Below are 22,053 nucleotides of genomic sequence, written 5' to 3' on the forward strand. Positions count from 1 at the left end.
ACGGGGGGGGAAAAGTTTGCGGGGGGTTTGTTGCACACCCCCTCGGGAACTGGCCCCGGGTCGGGCTCACCGGTAGGCGAGCCCGACCCGGGGTCAGACCGTTCGGATCAGATCTCGACCGAGGTGATGTCGAGCTCGCCGACGTTGGTCAGCTCCATCTTCTTGATCTTGTCCGAGTGGCCGGACTGCTGGCCACCGAAGTAGATCGGCATCGACGGGACGTCCTGGTCGATGATCTTGACAGCCTCAGCGAACTTCTTGTGCGACTCCTCGAGGCTGGGGGCCGAGGAGGCCTCCTTGGCGAGGGTGTTCACCTCGTTGTTGCTGTAGAGACCGTCGTTCGAGGAGCCACCCTTGACGTAGAGCGGGTTGACCCAGTTCTCCACGTCCGGGTAGTCCTGCTGCCAGCCGGCACGGTAGGCGCCGGTCATCTTGTGGGCGTTGATGTTCTGGCGGAAGACCGCGAAGGTCGGCACGCCGACGGCGACCGCGTCGATGTTCAGGTTGGTCTTGATCTGCTGGGCGACGGCCTCCATCCACTCCTTGTGGCTGGCGTCCGCGTTGTACGACAGGGTCAGCTTGCCCGTGAAGCCGCCAGCCTCCTGGAGGAGCTGCTTGGCCTGAGTCGGGTCGAACTTGCAGGCGGTGCAGTTGCCCGGCTCGGCACCCGGGGTCAGCGGGTTGGCCCAGCTGTCAGCCGGCTTGCGGTTGCCGAAGAAGATCTTGTCGGTGATCTCCTGCCGGTTGATCGACAGCGAGATCGCCCGGCGCAGCTTCGGGTTCTGGAAGCGCTTGTCGTAGATCGGGAAGGCGATGATGCCCGTCGACGGGGTGGTCGAGGAGATCGCCTTGTCGCCCAGGTCGTTCTTCCACTTGTCGCCGGCCAGCGCGGAGACCGGGACCTGCTGCTGGAAGTCCAGGTTGCCCGACACCAGGTCGTTGTAGGCGGCGGTGTCGTCCTGGTAGATCTTGACGGTGACGTCCTTGATCTTCATCTTGTCGCGCAGGCTGTAGTCGTCGAAGCGGGTCAGCTTGATCTCGACGTCGTCCTGCCACGAGACGAACTTCACCGGACCGTTACCGATCGGGTTCTTGCCGAACTTCACCGGGTCGGCGAAGAAGGAGTCCGGCAGCGGCATGAAGGCGCTGTAGCCGAGCTTGGTCGGGAACACCGCGGTCGGGGCCGAGAGGGTGACCTCGAAGGTGGTCTCGTCGATGACCTTGAGGCCGGACATCTCCTTGGCCTTGGGCTCCGGGGCCTTCTGCGGGCCGTCCGGACCGTCCGGGTCCTCGGTGTAGACGTCGCCGAAGCCCTGGATGTCCGCGAAGAAGCTGGCGTTCTGCGCGCCGCTCGGGCCGTAGGCCGCCCAGTTCCAGGCCTTGGTGAAGTTCTCGGCCTTGACGGTGGTGCCGTCGTGGAACTTGGTGTTCGGCTTGATCTTGATCGTGAAGACCTTCGAGTCCTTCGTGTCGATGGACTCGGCCAGCGCGTTCTGCGGCGCGCCACCGTTGTTCGGGTACTCGACCAGACCGGTGAACAGCCAGTCGATGATCTTGCCGCCACCGGTCTCGGTGGTGTTCGCCGGAACCAGGGGGTTCTCCGGCTGGGTGCCGTCGATGACGATGGCGCCGTCCTTGCTGGCGCCGGCGTTGCCACCGTCGTCGTTGTTCCCGCTCGAGCAGCCAGACGCGATGAGCGCGAATGCCGCGCCCACCGCGAGCGCGCCGCTCGCCCGCTTCGAGACTCTCATTCCGAGGGGCCTCCTCTTTCTAACCTGGTTCCGTCGTGGGTTTCACGCACGTTTGGGGGGTGACACCAACCTGCGACCCGAACCACAGATCGCCGGCTTACCGCAGAGGAAATCGGGACACCCCCAGGGGTACCGATCCGCCGGGCACCACGCCCTTGACGAAAGACACCGCGCAGGGGCGACGGCCACGCGGCGTCGCTCGGAGGCGGCGTCACGTGGTCGGCGGGCCCGACGGGGTGCCTCACAGCAGGGGTGAGGTGCTGCCACTGTGACACCCACCGGCCCATTCCGTGAAGGTGCCGTTATCAAGCCGTTAGTTGCCCGCCACGTTGCCGATACTTGAGAAAAGATCATGAAACGACCTGCTCGAACCGGTCTGAACAGCCGAGACACGGCCACACCGGGCAGGGCCCCACGCGTAGGCTCGGGCGTTGTGAGCTTTCCTGCCTCCGCCCCGGCGCTCCCGGACGTCCGCCGGACCCTCGCCGTTTTTGCCCATCCGGATGATGTCGACTTCGGCTGTGCGGGCACGATCGCCGGCTGGGTGGAGGAGGGTATCGAGGTCGCCTACCTGATCGTGACCCGGGGGGACTCCGGCGGCTTCGACGACACCCCACGGGAGGCGATGCCGGCCCGGCGGGAGGCCGAGCAGCGGGCCGCCGCGGCGGCGGTGGGCGTGCACCGGGTCGACTTCCTCGACGGCCACCCCGACGGCACCCTCTCCCCGAGCCTGCAGCTGCGCCGGCAGGTCAGCGCCGCGATCCGCCGGTTCCGGCCGGAGCGGGTGCTGACCAGTTCCCCGCTGCGCCGCTGGGAGCACCTGGCCGGACCCAGCCACCCCGATCACCTGGCCGTCGGGGAGGCCACCACCTGCGCGGTCTACCCGGACTCGCGCAACCGCTTCGCCTTCCCGGAGCTGCTGGACGAAGGGCTGGAGCCGTGGGTGGTCCGGGAGATCTGGTACGCGGGCGGCCCGGCGCCCGACCACGTCGTCGATGTGACCGACCAGGTCGACCGCAAGATCGCCGCGATGCGCGCGCACCACTCGCAGACCGCGCACCTGGACGTCCAGACCTGGGTACGCGACCGGCTCACCACCGTGGCCGACAACGCCGGCCTCCCCGCCGGCCGGCTGGCCGAGGCGTTCACGGTGCTGCGCACCGAGTGAGCCGCGCCGCCCGGGTCGGCGATCGCCACCTGTCCGCGTATCCGGAAAGCGTCCGGCCCCGGCGCACCGCGCGGGGCGCCGGGGCCGGACGGACCGCTCGGGTCAGGCGGTGAAGCGGACCTTGCGCCGCCGGACGATCAGCACGGTGACCGCGCCGGCGGCCAGCAGCAGCACGCCCACGGTGGCGACCGGCGAGCCGGTCAGCGGCAGCCTGCCGCCCTGACCGGCCGGCGAGGTCGACGGAGCAGCGCGGCCGGATCGCCGTTCGGGTAGCCGTGGGTCAGCACCCACTGCACCTTGCCCAGCTTCTCCGCAGGGGTCCCGCACCACCCGCACGCGACGGGCCATCATGGACGATTCGATGATCATTTGTCATCCCCGGGGCGGGGGATGCCCGGAGCCGCCGGTCAGACCAGCCGGCGGTCGGCCGCCCACCGGGACAGCTCGTACCGGTTGGACATCTGGAGCTTGCGCAGCACGTTGGAGACATGCGTCTCGACCGTCTTGATCGAGATGAACAGCTCCTTGGCGATCTCCTTGTACGCGTACCCCCGGGCCAGCAGCCGGAGCACCTCGCGCTCGCGGTTGGTGAGCTGGTCCAGCTCCGGGTCGGCGACCGGCGCGTCCGGTCGGGCCGCGAACGCGTCCAGCACGAACCCGGCCAGCCGGGGGCTGAACACCGCGTCCCCGTCGGCCACCCGACGGATCGCGTCGGTCAGCTCGTCCGGCGAGATGGTCTTCGTGACGTACCCCCGGGCGCCGGCCCGGATCAGCCCGATCACGTCCTCGGCCGCGTCCGAGACGCTCAACGCCAGGAACCGCACCTGCGGGTGGGTACGCCGCATCGCCTCCAGCACCGCCCGGCCCCCGCCGTCGGGCATGTGCACGTCGAGCAGCACCACGTCCGGCTGGGTCGCGGCGATCCGGGTGACCGCCTCGGTCACCGTGCTCGCCTCCCCCACCACCTCGACGTGCGCGCCCAGCTCCGCGCGTACGCCCGCCCGGAACATGGCGTGGTCGTCGACGAGGAACACCCGCAGCCACCCCTCCCGGGGCGCCGCCGGCTCGACCGCTCCGTGCTCCGTCATGATCATCTGTCCCTTTCCGCCGTGGAGCCCGCGCCACCGCTGATCGACAGGATCAGCCGGACCTCGGTCCCCTCCCCCGGCCCGGACCGGATCTCCGCCCGGCCGCCGTGCCGCTTCATCCGCCCGATGATCGAGCCCCGGACACCGTGCCGGTGATCCTCCACCGTATCCGGGTCGAAGCCCTTGCCCCGGTCCCGGACGAAGACGCTGACCTGGTCCGGCTCCACCTCGGCGTAGAGCGAGACGGTGCGTACCTCGGCGTGCCGGGCGGCGTTGACCAGCGCCTCGCGGGCCGCGGCGACCAGCGCGCCGACCCGCTCGTCGGTCTCGCGGTCGCCCACCACCACCGCCTCGACGGTGATCGCGAAGGTGTCCTCCACCTCGGCGGCGGCCTGCTCCAGCGCGGCGGCGAAGCGTTCCGTCGGCGAGGCGGTCGGCTTGTAGAGCCAGTTCCGCAGCGACCGTTCCTGACCACGGGCCAGCCGCTGCACCGTCTTGATGTCGCTGGCGTTGCGCTGGATCAGGGCGAGGGTGTGCAGCACCTGGTCGTGCACCATCGCGGCCAGCTCGGCCCGCTCCTGCTCCCGGATCCGCCCCTCCCGCTCCGAGCGGAGCTGGTTCCAGGTGCGCCAGAGCACCGGGCCGGTCACCACGCCGACCCCGGCCAGGCCCACCAGCGCGAAGATCACGCCGTTGAGCACGGCGTCGAAGTTCTGCGCCGGCGAGTAGACCGCGGCCACGCCGATGATGCCGACGGCGACCAGCACCCCGCCGCCGATGAAGCGGAGCACGAACGCCCGGCGGTCGCTCTCCTCCACCACCGCGCCCAGCCAGGGCACCGGCATGGATCCGCCCCACTGCCGGCGGCGCTCGGGCGCGGACTGGTGCCAGATCACCCCGGCGCCGACCGCGATGATCGCGACCAGCCAGCCGGCCGTGCCGGCCGCACCGACCGAGTGGAAGGCCATCACCTGGATCATCAGCACGCCCAGCCCGATGGCGACGAAGGGCAGCAGCTGGCCGAGGTCGCGGCGGGGCGGGACGGCGGTGTCGCCGGGGCGCGGCGGGACGACCGCCCAGAACGCGGCGTACAGGAGCAGTCCGAGACCGTTCAGCCCGAGCAGCACCATGAAGGCGATCCGGACCCGCAGCACCGAGATGCCGAGGTGCTCGGCGATGCCGGCGGCGACGCCCGCGGCCAACCGGTGCTCGGTGGCCCGGTAGAGCCGCGGCGGGTGCGGGGTCACGGTGCTGCTGATCGGAGGCTCCCGGGTCGGGGTGACATTGGTGACGGCCGGCCCACGCCGGCGCCGTCCCGATCGTCACACGGCCGGACCCGTCCGGACCACGGGGACGCCCCCGACATTCGGGCCCCGGGGATCTCAGGGTGGCGTCAGGGTCGGGTCCGGAGGACGCTCGGGCGGCCGGGGCAGCAGGATCGGAGGCATGACCGAGGACGCTGCCCGTCCGCCCCGACCCGGGGCGGCCGCACAGGACGGGCCACCGCCACCCCCGCCGGGGCCGGCGCCCACCGCCGCCGATCCCGCGGCGCCGCCACCGCCCGGCGGTTCCGGGCCGTACCCCGGGCCACCACCCGGGGGGTACGCCCCACCGCCCGGCGCCGCCGGCTTCACCACGCGGTACGGGCTGGTGCGCCCCCGCGAGGGCCGCTACCTGGCCGGCGTCTGCGCGGCGATCGGCCGGGCCACCAACACCGACCCGGTGCTCTGGCGGGTGCTCCTGGCCGTGCTGGGCTTCTTCGGCGGGATCGGCATCCTGGTGTACGTCACCGCCTGGCTGATCATCCCCGGCGAGGGCGACACGGCCTCCCCGGTGGAGTCGATGCTGGGCCGGGGACGGTCGAGCATGTCCCCGGTCACCGTGATCGTGCTCAGCATCGTGGTCGCGGTCGGCTTCGGCTACGTGGTCACCAACGCGTTCCGGGCGATCCTGCTCGGCGCGGTGATCCTGATCGGCGGCGCGTTGCTGCTCAACCGGGACCAGCGCGGCCCGGCGGAGGCGCGGCCGGGACCGGGCACCCCGCCGGCGGGCTGGCCGGCCACCGCCCCGGCCGGCTTCGGCGCGACCGCCCCGACGACCCCCGGCGGCACCGCCCCGGCCCCGGGCGGCACCGTCTGGCGGGAGAGCCCGGCGGGCGGCTGGACCCCGGCGGCGGCCGGCGCCGCACCGGCGGCCCGGTCGGGAGGCGAGCCCGCCGGGACCACGGCCCCGGCGACCGGCGGCCCGGCCTGGTCCGGGGCGGACCGAACCGCCGCCCAGGCGACCGAACCCTCCGCCGGGCAGCCCGCCTGGCCGGGCGCGGAACGCGTCGCCGGGGAACCCGGCGCGCCCGTCACCGAACCGCTACCCGCCCAACCGGCCTGGCCGGCGGCCGGGTCCCCGGTCGAGGCCGGCCCCGCCGGCCGCCCCGGCGAGGTGTGGACGGAGCACGCCGGGCCGGCCTGGCCGGGCGCGCCGACGACGGGCGCCCCGGTCGGCGAGCCCGTCTCCGTGCCGGCGCCGGTGGGCGCGCCACCGCCGCCGGGCGGCTACCGGCCGCCGTTCGCGCCGCACGGCCCGTACGCCGGGCCCTACCCGCCGGCTCCCGCACCGGCGCGGCCGGCACGGCCGCCGAAGCGGCCGAAGGAACGGTCCGCCCTGGGCGCGGCCACCTTCTCGCTGATCTTCCTGGCGCTGGGGCTGGTGGCCGTGCTCGACCTGCTCGACGTCTTCTCCGTCGGGGCGGCCGGCTACTTCGCGGCGGCGCTGGCCACCATCGGGCTCGGGCTGCTGGTCGGCACCTGGTTCGGCCGGGCCCGGTGGCTGATCGCTCTCGGCCTGGTGACCGCCGCGGCGCTCGGCATCGCCACCGTCGCCGAGTCCTACGACCGGGTACGCGGGATCGACGGCGACGTGACCTGGGCCCCGACCAGCTACGGTGAGCTCGCCGACCGGTACGAGAACAACTTCGGCGACACCGTGCTCGACCTGCGCGCGGTCGACTTCGACAAGAAGGACACCCAGGTGACCGTTTCGGTCAACCTCGGCAAGGCCACGGTCGTCGTACCGCCGAACGTGGACGTCACCACGGTGGCGGACGTGAACGCGGGCGACGCCACCGTGTTCGGCCGGCGCACGGGCGGGCTGAACCGCCCACGGTGGGAGACCACCGACCTCGGCGCGGACGGCCGCGGCGGCGGCACCCTGCGGCTGATCATCCGGGTGAACGCCGGAGACCTGGAGGTGACCCGGTGAAGGCTCACCGCACCGACGTCGTGTCGTTCGCCTTCGGGCTGACCTTCCTGGCCCTCGCGGTCTGGTGGCTGCTCGCCCGGATCCTCGGCCTCACCCTGCCGCCGGTCGGCTGGTTCCTGGCCGGCGCGCTGATCCTGATCGGACTGCTGGGGCTCCTCGGCGCGCTGCGCTCCGGGCGGCACGCCCACCGGGAGCCCTCCGCCGAGGAGCCGGAAGCCACCGTGGCGGCACCCTACGTGGACGGCGCCCCGACCGCCGGCGGGCCGACCGCGGAGGCCGACGAGTGGGCCACGGACGCCGTCACCGACGAGCGCGTTGAGGCCACCGAGGACGTCCCGTCCGCCGGCGAGCCGCGCTGGTCCCCGTTCGCGCCCCCGGAGGGCGCGGACGTGACGGGACCGCCGAGCGGGCAGGTCGGCGCGACGCGGGAGCTGTCCGGGGCGGGGGCGGACGCTACCGCGGACACCGAGCCGCCCACCCGCGAGCTGCCGGCGACGGAGGCGGGTCCGGCCCGAGACGCCGCCCCGGCGATCCGGGAACTGCCGGCCACGGAGGCGGGCCGGGCCGGGGAGGCCGGGACGCCGCCCCGGTGACCGCCCGTCGCGGTCGCTCCGGAGTGGCCGGCCGGCGGGCCGACGCGGCCGGCCCGGGCCGGCCGGCGCGACCGACGGGCTGACCCACGGCGGTGCGGTGCGCCCCGGGCGGCGCATATGCTGGCTGGCGGAGACCTCGCCTCCGCCGGCCGGCCCACCCCGTGGCGCTCGGCTGTCCGGCGTCGCGACACGGCGTCAGACGGGCCGAGCCCGGATGGCCGTGGCCGCGGCGGGCGCTCCCGGTCGCCGGGCACCGTCCGGGGCCCCGGCCGGTCGGTGCGCCGTGGCGGTCCCGCCGTGTCCCCGTCGTCACCCCGTCAGGAGCCCGTCCGACATGACCCAGTCCCCCGCCGTGCGCACCCCCGGCCCGTCCGGTCCGGTCCGCATCGGCGAGCGCGCCGCCCGTACCCTCGTCTCCGAGCTCGCCCGGCGCAACGACCCGAAGGCCGGCCTGCTGGTCGGCGCGACCCCGGACTCCGCGGTGCTGGCCGCGGCGATCGAGGCGCTGCTCCCCGGCGACCGGCTCACCGTCGTGCCGGCGGAGGGCGGCACCGCGGCGGCGCTCCGCGAGCACGTGACGGCCCAGGGCCGCTGGGTCGCCGACCGGGTACGGGTCGCCGACACCCTGGCCGAGGCGGACGCCGCCGAGGTGGTCATCGCCGCCGAGCCGTTCACCGGCACCGCCGACGAGGCCCGGGTGGCCGTCGACGGGCTGTCGAAGTACCTCACCGAGGGGGCCGTGCTCAGCGTGGCCGCGCCGGTGTTCCGCACCGAGGGCGCCGGCGCCGAGCTGGACCGGCAGGGTGTGCTGCACGGCGTCCGTACCGACCTGGTGCTGCGCAACTCCCCGCCGGTACGGGTGCACCACCTGCGGTTCACCCCGGCCGGCGCGGCGCTGGCCGCGCACCTCTCCCCGGCGTACCGGCCGTCGAGCGTGCCGCTGACCCGGAGCATGCACATCGACTCGAACGGGGTCGCGGCGGCCGGCATCAGCCTCGGCCTGGCCGCGCTGGCCAAGATCACCCGGCCGAAGTCGAAGCTCTGGCTGCTCCCGGCGCTGGCCGCCGGGCCGGTCGCCGCGTTCTTCCGGGACCCGGAGCGGGACGTCCCGGAGGACCCGTCGGCCGTGGTCGCCGCGGCGGACGGTCAGGTCCTCTCGGTCCAGCGGCTGCACGACGAGCGCTTCGGCGACGGCGAGTGGCTGCGCATCGCGGTCTTCCTCTCGGTGCTGGACGTGCACGTCAACCGCGCGCCGGTGGCCGGCAAGGTGATCGACTACTTCGTCGCGGACGGCGGGTTCGTCAACGCCATGAAGCCGGAGGCCGAGCACAACGTGGCGGCGTACACGGTGCTGGAGACCGACCACGGCCCCGTCGTGGTGGCGCAGCGGACCGGCCTGATCGCCCGGCGGATCGTGCAGCGGGCGCCGGTCGGCGCGCTGCTGGCGCGGGGCGAGCGGTTCGGCCTGATCCGGTTCGGCTCGCGGACCGACGTCTACCTGCCCGTGGCGGCGGCGGAGCCGCTGGTCGGCCCGGGCGACAAGGTGGTCGGCGGTTCGACGGTGATCGCCCGCTGGGTCTGACCCGCGTGGACACGGAGAAGGGGCGCCGCTGGTCGCGGCGCCCCTTCTTGTTGCGGTCGGGTCAGGCGGTACGGCGCTGGCGCAGCCAGAGCACCGGACCGCTGACCAGGTAGCCCACCACCACGAGGGCGAAGGTGAGCCGGATGTCGATCAGCGCGCCGACCACCGGGGCCAGCCAGAGCCACGGCGGCAGCTTCAGCAGCCGGGCGAGCTTCGCGTACGGGAAGCTGGACACCATGGCGAAGGCGAGCAGCGCCACGCCGCTGACCATGACCAGGCCGGAGACCGGCAGCCCGATCGCCACGGTCAGGGCCAGCACCGCCGCCGCCATGGTCGTCGGTACGCCGCAGAAGAAGCGGCCGTCCTTCGGCGAGACGTTGAACCGGGCGAGCCGGATCGCGGCGCAGGCGGCGACGAGGGCGCAGGCGACGGCGGCGGCCGCCGCCGGGACCGAGCCGGCCAGCGAGGCGTAGACCACGACCGGGGCGGCGAGGCCGAACGAGCACATGTCGGCCAGCGAGTCCATCTGGGCGCCGAACGGGCTGGCCACGCCGAGCTTGCGGGCGAGCGCGCCGTCCAGGCCGTCGAACGCGACGCAGGCGATCAGGCAGAGGGCGGCGGACCGGACCTCGCCCTGCATGGCCAGGAAGATCGCCAGCATGCCGAGCATCAGGCTGCTCAGGGTGCAGGCGTTGACCACGGCGAACTTGGCCCGGCGGGCGGCCGTGCGCTCGCCCGGCAGGAGCGGGATCGACATCGACGGCGTCTCGTCGACCGGCGCGGCGGGGGCCAGCGCCGGGCTGACCGGCATCACCGCCTCGACCTCGGCGTCGAACCGCCCGTAGCGGCGACGCTGGCGGTCGGCCCAGCGGTGGTCGGGGTTGACCAGGTCGGTGCCGGGCATGGCTGCGCCGTCCCGGCGGCCCACCCGGACCAACAGCACCTGGCGGGCGAACGTGCTGCTGCGGCGCAACCTGCCCGCCCAGCGACGCCCTGCGGGGCGCGGACTGTCAGTCGTACGACGCCGGCGCCATGGGGCTCTCGGCACGTTTCCTCCATCACCGGATCGGCTGACCGCCACGGGGGCGGGTGTCCGGCTGTCTCGTGCCGGACCTTTCGGATCCGGCAGCCCATTTTGCGGAGTACACCATTGCACAGGGGATAGGGGCTTGGCGATAGCTGCCGGCGGTACTTATAACTCCCTTAACCGCGCGAACTGCTCACATATTCCTATCTCGGGCCTCATCGCCCGTTTTCGTCGGCCAACCCCAACTCCCGACTGTACCGGAGGTGCCCCGTCCCGGCTCGGTGAGCGGGTGCTACCTGCCCCGCCGTCCGGTTGCCCGCGCCGCCACGTCGGTCATCGACAGCGCGCCGACCTGCTCGGGAGCGAACCAGGCGGCCCGCGCCGTGGAACCGCCGGCGAGTTCGGTCACCACCGCCTCGGTGGGGGCGTCGACGCGTACCCGGTAGATGACCCGTACGCCGTGCCAGTCCAGCGGCCGGCCCTCCGGTCCGAGCGCGGCCGGGTTGTGCAGGTTGTCCACGGCCAGCAGGTCGACCACCCGCCCGAGCTGGCCGGCCTCCTCCACCAGCTCGCGGAGCAGCCCGGCCACCGGCTGCTCGCCGTGGTCGGTGCCGCCGCCGGGCAGGTGCCACCTGCCGGCGCCCGGATAGCCGTCGGCGATCATGGTGAGCAGCACCCGGTCGGCCGGGTCGGTGACCAGCCCGTACGCGGCGAACCGCTGGCGCCGGCCGACGGCCGGGACGGCCTGGGCGGGCGGGAGAGCCCGGGGCAGGTCCGCCGGCAGGGGTGAGACGGGGAGCCCGAGCAGCTCCGCGGTGAACGGCATCAGCGGCACCGCCGCCGCCTCGGCCGGGGTGAACCAGCCCAGCTCGTCACTGCCCCCGCCAGGCCCCGGGCGGAGCTCACCACCGCGGGCCTCGACGTCGAAGACCATCCGGTCCGTGTGCACCGCGACACCCTCGGTGCGGAAGACGGCCACGTCGGCGACGGCCGCCCGGACGGCGGTCACCGCGACGGCCAGCCCGGCCTCCTCGGCGAACTCGCGCGCCACGGTGTCGGCGGGATGCTCCGCGTGCTCGACCGCACCACCGGGCAGCTGCCACACCCCCGGATACGGACAGCCGGCCGCCCCCCGCGCCAGCAACACCCGCCCCCGGGAATCCCGAAGAACCCCGTACGCCCCGATCCGCCGCCGCTCCTCCACCCGTACCCTCTCCCCCGACCCGCCGTTCCGTCGATCATGAGGTTAACGGCACCGGGGCGGACATTTCACACCGTCAACCTCATGATCAACGGCAGGCCCCGGGAGCGGGGCGGGTGGGTGGGGTGGGTGGGGTCAGATGAGTTGGGCGGCGTGGACGGCTTCGGCGGTCACCTCGGTGAGGCGGTCCGTCGGGAGGGCGCCCAGTTCCTCGCGACGGAACCAGCGGGCCTCGCAGGTCGAGCCGCCGACGTCGGCCACCGTGGGCGGGGCCGGCTGGTCGACGACCACCCGGTAGAAGGCGCGGACGCCGTGCCAGTCGATCGGGTAGCCCTCCGGGCCGAGCGAGGCGGCGTCCCGGTGGCTGGCCACCCCGAGCAGCTCGACCAGGCGGCCGGTCTGCCCGGTCTCCTCGACCAGCTCCCGGATCAGCGCGGCGCCCGGCTGCTCGCCGTAGTCGGTGCCGCCACCAGGCAGGTGCCAGCAGCCGGCGCCCGGGTACCCGTCGGAGACCCGGGTGAGCAGCACCCGCTCCTCCGGGTCGGTCACCACGGCGTACGCGGCGAAGCGCTGCGCGCGGTGCAGCCCGTCCGGGCCGGGGACCGCGTAGAACGAGGGGAACTCCGGGACCTCCTCCGGCACGATGTCGTCGGTGGAGGCGGGCAGGCCCAGGGCGCGCGCCGTGAACGACCGCAGGGGCAGCTCCCGAGCCTCGTCGAGGGTGAACCAGCGGGCCAGGTCGGTGGGGCGGTCGACCCGCTCGGTGAGCGTGCCGCCCCGGACCGAGACGGTGTAGAGCAGGCGGTCGGTGTGGATCGTGATGCCGCGCTCGGGCAGCGCCCGCATGTCGGCGATCACGTCCTGGAGGGCGGCGACGGCGACCGAGAGGCCGGTCTCCGCGGCGGTCTCCCGGACGACGGTGTGCTTGGGGTCCTCACCGTGGTCGACCGCCCCTCCGGGGAGCGACCAGGTGCCGGGGGTGCCGGAGCGCTCCGATGCGCGGACCAGCAACACTCGGCCGTCTGAATCAGCACAAACTGCGTATGCCGCGATCCTGCGGAGCGGCTCCAGCGAGGTGGTCACGGGAGGAAATTCTCCCCGGCGTCGGTTACCTCCATCGAAAAGAGTCAGATTCCTGACTCTTTTCTGGCGCCTCAGGGGCGGGTCAGGGTATGAGTCCGGGCGGTCACCGAGGTCGCCAGCCGACCCGCGCGGGACCGTGGGTACATGACCTCCATGAGCACCCCTCAGGCCCCGTACAAGCAGCTCCGCCGGCCCGTCACGGACCGGATGATCGCCGGTGTGGCCAGCGGCGTCGGGCGTTACTTCGCCGTCGACCCCAACCTGGTCCGGGTGGTCTTCGCCGTCGCCACCCTGCTCACCGGCGGGCTCGCCGCGCTGGCGTACCCGATCATGTGGTTCCTGATGCCCGAGGAGCCGGCGGACGCACCCGCCTGGCCGCACCCGGCGGGCACCGCGCCCGGCTGGCCGCCGGTCCCGCCGGTCGCCGCCCCGGCGCCGCCCGCCGGACCCGCGCCGCAGCCGGGAGTGGCCCCGCGGCCGACGCCGGAACCGGGGCCCCGGCCGGCGCCTCAGCCGCCGACGCCGCCGGCGGCGTGAGCCGGGCTCACTCCCACTCGATGGTGCCCGGCGGCTTGCTGGTCACGTCCAGGACCACCCGGTTGACCTCGGCGACCTCGTTGGTGATCCGGGTGGAGATCCGGGCCACCACGTCGTACGGCAGCCGCGACCAGTCGGCGGTCATCGCGTCCTCGCTGGAGACCGGGCGCAGCACCACGGGATGCCCGTAGCTGCGCCCGTCACCCTGCACGCCGACGCTGCGCACGTCCGCCAGCAGCACCACCGGGAACTGCCAGACGCCCCGGTCCAGCCCGGCGGCGGAAAGTTCCTGCCGGGCGATCAGGTCGGCCTTGCGGAGCACCGCGAGCCGCTCCTCGTCGACCGCGCCGATGATCCGGATGGCCAGGCCCGGGCCGGGGAACGGGTGCCGCCAGACCATCGCCTCGGGCAGACCGAGCTCCAGTCCGATCGTGCGGACCTCGTCCTTGAAGAGCGTGCGCAGCGGCTCGACCAGGGCGAACTTCAGGTCCTCCGGCAGGCCGCCGACGTTGTGGTGGCTCTTGATGTTGGCGGTGCCGGTGCCGCCGCCGGACTCCACCACGTCCGGGTAGAGGGTGCCCTGCACCAGGAACTCGACGTCGCCGTGCGAGGCGATCTCCCGGGCCGCGGCCTCGAAGACCCGGATGAACTCCCGGCCGATGATCTTTCGCTTCTGCTCCGGATCGGTCACCCCGGCGAGGGCCCCGAGGAACCGCTCCCGGGCGTCGACCACCTTCAGCTTGATGCCGGTGGCGGCCACGTAGTCCTTCTCCACCTGCTCGGCCTCGCCGGCCCGCAGCAGCCCGTGGTCGACGAAGACGCAGGTGAGCTGGTCGCCGACGGCCTTGTGCACCAGCGCCGCGGCGACCGCGGAGTCGACGCCGCCGGAGAGGCCGCAGATGACCTCCTTGTCGCCGACCTGCTCCCGGATCCGGGCCACCTGCTCGTCGATGATGTTCTCGGGCGTCCAGGTGGGCTCGATCCCGGCGATGTCGTGGAGGAAGCGGCTGAGCATCTCCTGACCGTGCGCGGTGTGCCCGACCTCGGGGTGGAACTGCACGCCGGCTCGGCGGCCGGCCAGGTCCTCGAACGCCGCGACCGGCGCGCCCGCCGACTCGGCGGTGACCGTGAAGCCGGCCGGGGCCTCGGTGACGCAGTCGCCGTGGCTCATCCAGACGGGCAGGTCGGCCGGGAGGTCGCGGAGCAGCACGCCGGCCTCCGGGCGGGCGTGCAGCGGGGTGCCGCCGTACTCCCGGTTGCCGGTCTGCGCCACGGTGCCGCCGAGGGCCTGGGCCATCGCCTGGAAGCCGTAGCAGATGCCGAAGACCGGCACCTCGGAGTCGAACATCCCGGCGTCGATCTGCGGGGCGCCCGGCGCGTAGACGCTGGACGGGCCGCCGGACAGGATGATCGCGGCCGGGTTCTTCGCCAGCATCTCGGACACCGGCATGGAATGCGGGACGATCTCCGAGTAGACCTTCGCCTCGCGCACGCGACGCGCGATGAGCTGGGCGTACTGGGCTCCGAAGTCCACCACGAGGACGGGGCGAGGCGTGCTCATGTGCAGAAAGCCTACCGACAGTCACCGTCCCCCCGGGCCGCGCCCCGGTGTGTCGCGCGCCGCTTCCCGGCCCGGCCGGACCCGCCCTGCTCAGGGGCGTAGCGCGGCGGGGGCGTGCGCCGGGACGGCCGGCTCCCGGGGCGGGACCGGGTCGACCCGGCGGTACGCCGTGCCCAGCGGCGGGCGGGGGTCCGCCTCGCCCTTGTTGGGCCAGAACGACATCGCCCGCTCGGCCTGGGCGGTGATGGTCAGCGACGGGTTGACCCCGAGGTTCGCCGAGACCGCCGCCCCGTCCACCACGTGCAGCCCCGGGTGGCCGTAGACCCGGTGATACGGGTCGATCACGCCGCGCTCGGGAGTGTCGCCGATCACCGCGCCGCCGAGGATGTGCGCGGTCATCGGGATGTTGAACGGCTCCGTGACGGCCCCGCCCGGCGTGCCGTCGATCTCCTCCGCGAGCAGCCGGACCGCCTGGTTGCCGGCCGGGATCCAGGTCGGGTTGGGCGCGCCGTGCCCGGGTCCGGAGACCAGCCGCCGGCCGAGCGGGCCGCGCCGGAGCCGGGTGGTGAGCGAGTTGTCCACCGACTGCATCACCAGGGCGATCACGGTGCGCTCGGACCAGTTGCGGACGGAGAGCATCCGGGCGGCCAGCCCGGGCTGCCGGACGATGCTGCCCAGCCAGCGCCGGACCCGGCGCGGGCCGCCGTCGACCAGCAGCGACTGGAGCAGGCCCATCGCGTTGGAGCCCTTGCCGTAGCGGACCGGCTCGATGTGGGTCTGCGGGTCGGGGTGGAACGAGCTGGTGATCGCCACCCCCTCGGTGAAGTCGAGCCCGCGCTGCCGGGCCTGCCGCGGCCCGACCGAGGCGCCGAGGATCGCCTCGGAGTTGGTCCGGGTCAGCTCGCCGAGCCGGGCCGAGAGGTTGGGCAGCGCGCCGGAGGCCCGCATCTCGTGCAGCAGCCGCTGGGTGCCCAGCGCGCCGGCGGCGAAGATCACCTGGTCGGCCCGGATCACCTGGCGGCGCCTGCCCAGCCAGGCGCCGGTGCGCTCGGTGTGCACCTCGTACCCGCCGCCGGCGGCGGGCCGGACCGCGGTCACCGTGGTCAGCGGGTGGACCTGGACGCCCAGCCGCTCGGCCAGCCAGAGATAGTTCTTGACCAGCGTGTTCTTCGCGCCGTGCCGGCAGCCGGTCATGCAGGCGCCGCAGTGGTTGCAGCCGGTGCGCTCCGGCCCGGCCCCGCCGAAGTACGGGTCGGCCACCCGCTCGCCGGGCCGGCCGATGTGCACGCCCACCGGGGTGGCGTGGAAGGTGTGCGCTACCCCCATCCGCTCGGCCACCGCCCGCATCGCCCGGTCCGCGCCGGTGACGATCGGGTACGTGGTGACGCCGAGCATCCGCTTCGCCTGGTCGTAGTGGCGGGCCAGCTCGTCGCGCCAGTCGGTGATGTCCCGCCACTGCGGGTCGGTGTAGAAGGCGTCGAGCGGCTCGTAGAGGGTGTTCGCGTAGACCAGCGAGCCACCGCCCACCCCGGAGCCGGAGAGCACCAGCACGCCACCGCCGGCCTTCCGGTCGGCCGAGCGGAGCAGGGCGATCCGTTGCAGGCCGTAGCAGCCCAGCTTCGGCGCCCAGAGAAAACGCCGGGCCCGCCAGGAGGTTTCCGGGAACTCGTCGTCGGCGAAGCGCCGGCCGGCCTCCAGGACACCGACCGTGTAGCCCTTCTCGGCCAGCCGCAGCGCGGTGACGCTGCCGCCGAAGCCGGAACCGATGACGACCACGTCGTACCGCATGAACGCATCATTACCGACGGGTAGCTATAGCGCCAGCGCGAGTTTTTCGCAGATCATGCAGAGCGCTCGATGATCCGGGATGCTCAGCGCCGCAACCCGTGGCCCGCCTCGCGCGTCGAGTGGTTACGGGGAAGGAGAACCGATGACGCGACGACGGTGGATGCTGGGGTTGGCGGCGCTGATGGCCGTGCTGGTGGTCGCCGCCGGCGCGGTGATGGTCACCCGGCTGGTCTCCCGCCCGGCGCCCGCCCCGGTCGCCGGCTCCGCCACCCCCACCCCGTCGGCCGACCCGTCGACCCCGGCCCCGGCCCCGGCCAGCCCCACCCCACCGCCGGGCGCCGACCTCAAGGGCCCGCTCAACCTGCTGCTGGTGGGGGTGGACACCCGGGTCAGCGTGCCGGGCTGGGAGCCGCACGCCGACTCCGTCCTGGTCCTGCACGTGCCGGCCGGGCTGGGCCGGGCGTACCTCTTCTCGCTCCCCCGCGACCTGGTGGTGGACATCCCGAGCTACCCGAAGGCCGGCTACCCCGGCGGCCGGACCAAGCTCACCCACGCGATGAGCTACGGCAGCCGGGTCCCCGGCGACAAGCTGCACCCGAGCACCGCCCAAGGGTACGAACTGCTGCGCCGCACGGTCAGCCGGTACACCGGGCTGCGCATCGACGCGGGCGCGGTGATCACCTTCGGCGGCTTCGACAAGCTGGTGGACACCCTCGGCGGCGTGGATCTCTACGTCGACCAGCGGGTCGCCTCGATCCACCGCCGGCCCGACGGGCGGTACCGGGACCGGGTCGGCAGCGAATACGTCGGGCCGCAGATGGTCTACCAGAAGGGCAACCGGCACCTGACCGGCTGGCAGGCGCTGGACTACGCCCGGCAGCGGTACACCGCCGGCGGCGACTACACCCGGCAGCGGCACCAGCAGCAGCTCATCCGCGCCCTGGCCCGCAAGATCCTCGACCAGGGACTGGCCCGGGACCCGGACCGGGTCCAGCAGGTGGTCGACGCGCTCGGCCGGACCCTGGTCTACGTCGGCGGTGGGCGCCGCCTGGTCGACTTCGCGTACGCCCTCGGCGGGGTGCCGGCGAACGGGTTCGTCCTGGTCGGGCTCCCCGGCGACGCGGTGGGCAGCGGTGGGTCGTACCGGGGCGAGCAGCTCAAGCCGGTGGGCCGGCAGTTCCTCGCGGCGCTGCGGGCCGGCGACGCCGACGCGTTCCTCGCCGACCACCCGTCGCTGCGGGTCCGGACCTGACTCAGCGCGGCTTCGGCTCGGCCGGGCGCTCGGTGCCGTAGAGCCAGGCGTCGAAGAGCTTGTCCAGCTTCTTGTGCGAGATCCGCTCGGCGAGCGCGACGAACTCGGCCGTGGTGCCGTTGCCGTTCTTCTTCTCCGCCGCCCAGGTGCGCAGGATGGTGAAGAAGGCGGTGTCGCCCACGGCCACCCGGAGCGCGTGCACGGTCATCCCGCCCCGGTCGTAGACGGACCGGCCGAACAGGTTCGCCACCCCGGGCCGGCCCGGCGGGGTACGCCAGACCTGCCCGGACGCCGACGCGTACTTCTCCTCGAAGGTGCGCTGCACGGTCGAGGAGCCGGCGTGCTCGGCCCAGAGCCACTCGGCGTAGGTGGCCAGCCCCTCGTTGAGCCAGATGTCCTGCCACCGCGCCAGCGACACGCTGTCGCCGAACCACTGGTGGGCCAGTTCGTGCGCGACCACCCCGGTGTTGTCGCCCTGGCGGAAGAACCCGGCCGAGTAGACCGGCCGGCTCTGCGTCTCCAGCGCGTACCGGATCCGGTCGTCGGCGACCACCACCCCACCGTACGCGTCGAACGGGTACGGCCCGAAGACGCTCTCCAGGTAGTCGGCGACCTCGACGGTCCGGCCGAGCGACCGGTCCGGGGCGCCGTCGGCCACCTTCGTGCTGACCGCGCTGTACACCGGCCGTCCCTTGTGCTCCCCGGTGGTGACCCGGAACTTCCCGATCACCACGGTGGTCAGGTAGCTGGCCATCGGCGCGCCCTCGGACCACGCGAAGGTGGCCCAGTCGCCGCGCAGCGTCCGACCCTTCGGGACCCCGTTGCAGACCGCGGTGAGCTCCTTCGGCACGGTGATCTCGAAGTCGTAGGTGGCCTTGTCCGAGGGGTGGTCGTTGACCGGGAACCAGGTGCTCGCCGACTCCGGTTGGCCGAGCGCGACGGCCCCGTCGGAGGTGTGCAGCCAGCCGCCCTCGCCGAGCACCTCGTTGCGCAGCGCGGCCGGCACGCCGTCGTACCGGATCTCCGCGACGAAGCCGTTCCCGGAGGTCAGCGCGGTGGCCGGGGTGACGACCAGTTCGTCGTCGGCCCGCGCGTGGCGGGCCTTGACCCCGTCCACGGTGACCGAGCGAACGGTCAGCCCGGCCAGGTCCAGGTTGAAGGCGGAGAGGTTGGCGGTGGCGGTGGCCCGCAGCGTGGTGGTGCCGCTGAGCCGGTCGCTGGCCGGGTCGTAGCGGACCTTCACGGTGTAGTGGGCGACGTCGTAGCCACCGTTGCCGTAGCTCGGGAAGTAGGGGTCGCCCGCGCCGGCCGCACCGGGCCCGAAGCTCCGCGAGGCGCTCGGCGCGGGCTGGGCGGACGTCGGGGCGGCCGGTCCGACCTCGGTGGACCCGCAGCCGCCGAGCAGCAGCACGCCGGTGACCAGCAGCCCGAGCCGTCGTCGTGCACCCTGCCGCGCCAGCGCCATCGCCTCGATCCCTCCCCGGGCGCGCGAGCCGACCCGCCCGGGCCGCTCCGCCCGCGGCAGCCTACCGACCGACGGTCACGTCCGCGTCACGGCAGGGCCGGCGCGGTCGCGCCCACCAGCCAGGCGTCGAGGAGCGGGCGCAGCGGCCGGCCGGCCACCCGCTCGGCGTACCCGACGAAGTCGGCGGTGGTGGCGGTGCCGTTCCGCCGCTCGGCCAGCCAACCGCGCAGGACCCGGAAGAACGTCTCATCGCCCACCGCCCGCCGTAGCGCGTGCACGGCGAGCGCGCCGCGCTGGTAGACCGCGTCGCCGAACATCGCCGCCCGGCCCGGGTCCAGCGAGGGCTTCGTCCAGTCGGTGGCCGCGTAGGCGTCGGCGAAGGACTGCGCGACGCCGCGGCCGCCGTCGTGCTCGTTCCAGAGCCATTCCGCGTACGTGGCAAAGCCCTCGTTGAGCCAGATGTCCTGCCACCTCGCCAGCGAGACGCTGTCGCCGAACCACTGGTGGGCCAGCTCGTGCGCGACCACCTCGGTGTTCGGCCTGTTCCCCCGGAAGAAGCCCGGCCCGTAGACCGGCCGGGTCTGGGTCTCCAGCGCGTACCGGATCCGCTCGTCGGCGACCACGATCCCGCCGTACGCGTCGAACGGGTACGGCCCGAACCGGCCGGCGAGGAAGTCGGCGACCTCGCCGGTGCGGGCCACCGACGCGGCGGCCGGTCCGTCCGCGGGCAGCCCGGCCGCGACCGCGGTGACCAGCGGCTTCCCGGCGTGCGTGCCGGTCGACACCCGGTAGTTCCCGATCACCAGGGTGGCCAGGTAGCTGGCCATCGGGGCCGCCTCGGCCCAGCGCCAGGTGGTCCAGCCGTCCTGACTGGACCGCCCCTGCGGCACCCCGTTGCCGAGCGCGGCGAGTCCGTCGGGGACGGTCACCTCGAGGTCGTAGGTGGCCTTGTCGGAGGGGTGGTCGTTGACCGGGTACCAGGTGCTCGCCGACTCGGGCTGGCCGAGCGCGATGGCGCCGTCCGGGGTGGCGTGGAAGCCGCCGTCGCCCAGTTCGGCGCTGGGCAGCGGCTGCGGCACCCCGCCGTACCCGACCTCGACGGTGAAGCGCTGCCCGGCCGGCAGGCCGTGCGCCGGGATGACGACCAGCTCGTTGCCGTCGCGCCGGTGCTGCGCCCGGGCGCCGTCGACGCGTACCCGGTCGACGGTGAGGCCGGCCAAGTCGAGGTGGAACCGGGACAGTCCGGTGGTGGCGGTCGCGGTGACGGTGGCCCGGCCGGTGAGCCGGTCGTCGGCCGGGTCGTAGCGCAGGCGCAGGGCGTAGTGGGCGACGTCGTAGCCGCCGTTGCCGGCCCCCGGCACGTACGGGTCGCCGGCGTCGGCCGCCCCGGGCCGGAACCGCCCGTCGTCCCCGGTGCAGCCGCCGAGCAGCAGCGCGACGGACAGCGCCGCCGCCGGCCAGCGCCGCCCCCGCGTCATCCGCCGAGCCTAGACGCGCGACGGCGCGGGAGGGATCGGAATCCGCACCCGCGCCGTCGAGGCTTGCCGGCTCAGCGGTCCAGGACCAGGCCGACCTTCTGGAACTCCTTGAGGTCGCGGTAGCCGCACTTGGCCATCGCCCGGCGCAGGCCGCCGAACAGGTTGAGCTGGCCGTCCGGCTCGTCGGCCGGGCCGAAGAGCAGCTTCTCCATCGAGCCGAGCGGCTCGCCGGCCACCTCGAACGCGCCGCGCGGGAGCGACGGGTGGCTGGCCGCCGAGTGCCACCAGGCGCCGCCGGCCGGGGCCTCCTCGCAGAGCGAGAGCGGCTCGCCGAGCATCACCGCGTCCGCGCCGCAGCCGAGCGCCTTGGCGATGTCGCCGGAGGTCTGCATGTCGCCGTCGGCGATCAGGTGCACGTACCGGCCGCCGGTCTCGTCCAGGTAGTCGCGGCGCGCCGCGGCGGCGTCGGCGATGGCGGTGGCCATCGGCACCCGGATGCCGAGCACCGACTCGGTGGTCGACCAGTCGTCGCCGCCGATGCCGACGATGACGCCCGCCGCGCCGGTCCGCATCAGGTGCAGCGCGGTCTTGTAGTCGGTGCACCCGCCGACGATGACCGGCAGGTCGAGGTCGGCGATGAACTCCTTGAGGTTCAGCGGCTCGTCGGTGGTGGAGACGTGCTCGGCGGAGACGATGGTGCCCTGGATGACCAGGATGTCCACGCCGGCGTCGAGGATCACCGGGGCGAGCGCGAGAGTGTGCTGCGGGGAGACCCGGACGGCCACCGTGCCACCGCCGGCCCGCAGCTCGCGGACCCGCTCGGCGATCAGGTCGGGGCGGATCGGCTCGCCGTACACCTCCTGGAGGCGCTTGGTCGCCCGGGCCTCCTCGTCCAGGCCGGCCAGCTCCTCCAGCACCTTGGCCGGGTTCTCGTACCGGGTCCAGAGGCCCTCGACGTTGAGCACGCCGAGGCCGCCGAGCTGGCCGAGCCGCACCGCCGAGGAGGGACTCATGGTGGCGTCGGACGGGTGCCCGACGCAGGGGATGCCGAACTGGTACGCGTCGAGCTGCCACGCGGTGGAGACGTCGTCGACGTCCCGGGTGCGCCGGCTCGGCACGATGGCGATGTCGTCCAGGTGGTAACCGCGCTGCGCGGTCTTGCCCAGCCCGATCTCGACCACGTCACGCATGGGTCACTCCAGGTGTCTTCGGGGGTGATGGGGG

General features: G+C 73.8%; 17 protein-coding genes and 1 pseudogene. 6 read left to right on the forward strand and 12 right to left on the reverse strand.

All coding sequences use genetic code 11. From position 1 onward, the window contains the following. Window positions 1-107: 107 nt before the first annotated feature. The gene (locus ACZ6S5_RS21705) at window positions 108-1,751 is read right to left on the reverse strand and encodes a peptide ABC transporter substrate-binding protein (protein ID WP_466003085.1); all 1,644 of its coding nucleotides are present in this window, start codon (window positions 1,749-1,751) and stop codon (window positions 108-110) included. Between the two features lie 433 nt (window positions 1,752-2,184). Here ACZ6S5_RS21705 and ACZ6S5_RS21710 point away from each other — a divergent pair, with 433 nt between their 5' ends. Then, entirely contained in the window at window positions 2,185-2,919 is a 735-nt protein-coding gene (locus tag ACZ6S5_RS21710; RefSeq protein ID WP_466003087.1) for a PIG-L deacetylase family protein, read from the forward strand. A gap of 102 nt (window positions 2,920-3,021) precedes the next feature. On the opposite strand, the gene ACZ6S5_RS21715 is transcribed toward ACZ6S5_RS21710, so the two are convergent. The 3 genes from ACZ6S5_RS21715 to ACZ6S5_RS21725 all read right to left on the reverse strand — a co-directional run bounded on the left by ACZ6S5_RS21715 (window position 3,022) and on the right by ACZ6S5_RS21725 (window position 5,254). Next, window positions 3,022-3,210: a hypothetical protein gene (locus ACZ6S5_RS21715; protein ID WP_466003089.1), complete on the reverse strand. Its 189-nt coding sequence runs from the start codon at window positions 3,208-3,210 to the stop codon at window positions 3,022-3,024. Between the two features lie 116 nt (window positions 3,211-3,326). Continuing rightward, complete coding sequence (locus ACZ6S5_RS21720; protein WP_466003091.1) at window positions 3,327-4,007, reverse strand: response regulator; 681 nt, start codon at window positions 4,005-4,007, stop codon at window positions 3,327-3,329. Window positions 4,008-4,009: 2 nt separating this feature from the next. Continuing rightward, the gene (locus ACZ6S5_RS21725; RefSeq protein WP_466003093.1) at window positions 4,010-5,254 is read right to left on the reverse strand and encodes a PspC domain-containing protein; all 1,245 of its coding nucleotides are present in this window, start codon (window positions 5,252-5,254) and stop codon (window positions 4,010-4,012) included. A 199-nt stretch (window positions 5,255-5,453) separates the two neighbouring features. Here ACZ6S5_RS21725 and ACZ6S5_RS21730 point away from each other — a divergent pair, with 199 nt between their 5' ends. The 3 genes and pseudogenes from ACZ6S5_RS21730 to ACZ6S5_RS21740 all read left to right on the forward strand — a co-directional run bounded on the left by ACZ6S5_RS21730 (window position 5,454) and on the right by ACZ6S5_RS21740 (window position 9,437). After that, window positions 5,454-7,262, forward strand: coding sequence for a PspC domain-containing protein (locus ACZ6S5_RS21730; RefSeq protein ID WP_466003095.1), 1,809 nt, complete (start codon window positions 5,454-5,456; stop codon window positions 7,260-7,262). After that, a pseudogene (locus ACZ6S5_RS21735) lies at window positions 7,259-7,543 on the forward strand (hypothetical protein); the annotation flags it as partial. The gene ACZ6S5_RS21730 and the pseudogene ACZ6S5_RS21735, both read left to right, overlap by 4 nt. A 646-nt stretch (window positions 7,544-8,189) precedes the next feature. Continuing rightward, window positions 8,190-9,437, forward strand: coding sequence for a phosphatidylserine decarboxylase (locus tag ACZ6S5_RS21740; protein ID WP_466003097.1), 1,248 nt, complete (start codon window positions 8,190-8,192; stop codon window positions 9,435-9,437). Between the two features lie 61 nt (window positions 9,438-9,498). Here ACZ6S5_RS21740 and ACZ6S5_RS21745 read toward each other — a convergent pair whose 3' ends face one another. From ACZ6S5_RS21745 to ACZ6S5_RS21755, 3 genes are all read right to left on the reverse strand, one after another. Further along, window positions 9,499-10,410, reverse strand: a complete 912-nt coding sequence (locus ACZ6S5_RS21745; protein WP_466003098.1) for a CDP-alcohol phosphatidyltransferase family protein — start codon at window positions 10,408-10,410, stop codon at window positions 9,499-9,501. Between the two features lie 346 nt (window positions 10,411-10,756). Then, window positions 10,757-11,668 (reverse strand): NUDIX hydrolase, encoded by a 912-nt coding sequence (locus ACZ6S5_RS21750; RefSeq protein ID WP_466003100.1) that lies wholly within the window; start codon window positions 11,666-11,668, stop codon window positions 10,757-10,759. 132 nt (window positions 11,669-11,800) lie between these two features. Beyond that, window positions 11,801-12,748, reverse strand: a complete 948-nt coding sequence (locus tag ACZ6S5_RS21755) for an NUDIX domain-containing protein (RefSeq protein WP_466003102.1) — start codon at window positions 12,746-12,748, stop codon at window positions 11,801-11,803. Between the two features lie 144 nt (window positions 12,749-12,892). On the opposite strand from ACZ6S5_RS21755, the gene ACZ6S5_RS21760 reads away from it, so the two are divergent. Beyond that, window positions 12,893-13,285: a PspC domain-containing protein gene (locus ACZ6S5_RS21760; RefSeq protein ID WP_466003104.1), complete on the forward strand. Its 393-nt coding sequence runs from the start codon at window positions 12,893-12,895 to the stop codon at window positions 13,283-13,285. A gap of 7 nt (window positions 13,286-13,292) precedes the next feature. On the opposite strand, the gene guaA is transcribed toward ACZ6S5_RS21760, so the two are convergent. Both guaA and ACZ6S5_RS21770 read right to left on the reverse strand, forming a co-directional pair. Further along, on the reverse strand, window positions 13,293-14,846 hold the full coding sequence (gene guaA / locus ACZ6S5_RS21765) for a glutamine-hydrolyzing GMP synthase (RefSeq protein WP_466003106.1): 1,554 nt from the start codon (window positions 14,844-14,846) through the stop codon (window positions 13,293-13,295). Between the two features lie 90 nt (window positions 14,847-14,936). Further along, a complete protein-coding gene (locus ACZ6S5_RS21770; RefSeq protein WP_466003108.1) occupies window positions 14,937-16,634 on the reverse strand; it encodes an FAD-dependent oxidoreductase in 1,698 nt (565 codons plus the stop codon). 142 nt (window positions 16,635-16,776) lie between these two features. Here ACZ6S5_RS21770 and ACZ6S5_RS21775 point away from each other — a divergent pair, with 142 nt between their 5' ends. Next, window positions 16,777-17,886 carry an LCP family protein gene (locus ACZ6S5_RS21775; protein WP_466003110.1) on the forward strand — a complete coding sequence of 370 codons (1,110 nt, stop codon included), beginning with the start codon at window positions 16,777-16,779 and terminating at the stop codon, window positions 17,884-17,886. A gap of 1 nt (window position 17,887) precedes the next feature. Here the strand turns inward: ACZ6S5_RS21775 and ACZ6S5_RS21780 are convergent, their stop codons facing one another. The 3 genes from ACZ6S5_RS21780 to ACZ6S5_RS21790 form a co-directional block, all read right to left on the reverse strand. Further along, entirely contained in the window at window positions 17,888-19,351 is a 1,464-nt protein-coding gene (locus ACZ6S5_RS21780; RefSeq protein ID WP_466003112.1) for a M1 family metallopeptidase, read from the reverse strand. 86 nt (window positions 19,352-19,437) lie between these two features. After that, complete coding sequence (locus ACZ6S5_RS21785; RefSeq protein ID WP_466003114.1) at window positions 19,438-20,829, reverse strand: M1 family metallopeptidase; 1,392 nt, start codon at window positions 20,827-20,829, stop codon at window positions 19,438-19,440. A 71-nt stretch (window positions 20,830-20,900) separates the two neighbouring features. Continuing rightward, a complete protein-coding gene (locus ACZ6S5_RS21790) occupies window positions 20,901-22,019 on the reverse strand; it encodes a GuaB3 family IMP dehydrogenase-related protein (protein ID WP_466003116.1) in 1,119 nt (372 codons plus the stop codon). Window positions 22,020-22,053: the final 34 nt, after the last annotated feature.

Source organism: Micromonospora sp. NPDC051924, assembly GCF_055586005.1.

What these genes read in the sequence shown, in the direction of transcription:
- ACZ6S5_RS21705 (WP_466003085.1), bottom strand. Translation starts at nt 1,751, where the DNA reads ATGAGAGTCTCGAAGCGGGCGAGCGGCGCGCTCGCGGTGGGCGCGGCA.
- ACZ6S5_RS21720 (WP_466003091.1), bottom strand. Translation starts at nt 4,007, where the DNA reads ATGACGGAGCACGGAGCGGTCGAGCCGGCGGCGCCCCGGGAGGGGTGG.
- ACZ6S5_RS21730 (WP_466003095.1), top strand. Translation starts at nt 5,454, where the DNA reads ATGACCGAGGACGCTGCCCGTCCGCCCCGACCCGGGGCGGCCGCACAG.
- ACZ6S5_RS21740 (WP_466003097.1), top strand. Translation starts at nt 8,190, where the DNA reads ATGACCCAGTCCCCCGCCGTGCGCACCCCCGGCCCGTCCGGTCCGGTC.
- ACZ6S5_RS21760 (WP_466003104.1), top strand. Translation starts at nt 12,893, where the DNA reads ATGACCTCCATGAGCACCCCTCAGGCCCCGTACAAGCAGCTCCGCCGG.
- guaA (WP_466003106.1), bottom strand. Translation starts at nt 14,846, where the DNA reads ATGAGCACGCCTCGCCCCGTCCTCGTGGTGGACTTCGGAGCCCAGTAC.
- ACZ6S5_RS21770 (WP_466003108.1), bottom strand. Translation starts at nt 16,634, where the DNA reads ATGCGGTACGACGTGGTCGTCATCGGTTCCGGCTTCGGCGGCAGCGTC.
- ACZ6S5_RS21775 (WP_466003110.1), top strand. Translation starts at nt 16,777, where the DNA reads ATGACGCGACGACGGTGGATGCTGGGGTTGGCGGCGCTGATGGCCGTG.
- ACZ6S5_RS21780 (WP_466003112.1), bottom strand. Translation starts at nt 19,351, where the DNA reads ATGGCGCTGGCGCGGCAGGGTGCACGACGACGGCTCGGGCTGCTGGTC.
- ACZ6S5_RS21785 (WP_466003114.1), bottom strand. Translation starts at nt 20,829, where the DNA reads ATGACGCGGGGGCGGCGCTGGCCGGCGGCGGCGCTGTCCGTCGCGCTG.
- ACZ6S5_RS21790 (WP_466003116.1), bottom strand. Translation starts at nt 22,019, where the DNA reads ATGCGTGACGTGGTCGAGATCGGGCTGGGCAAGACCGCGCAGCGCGGT.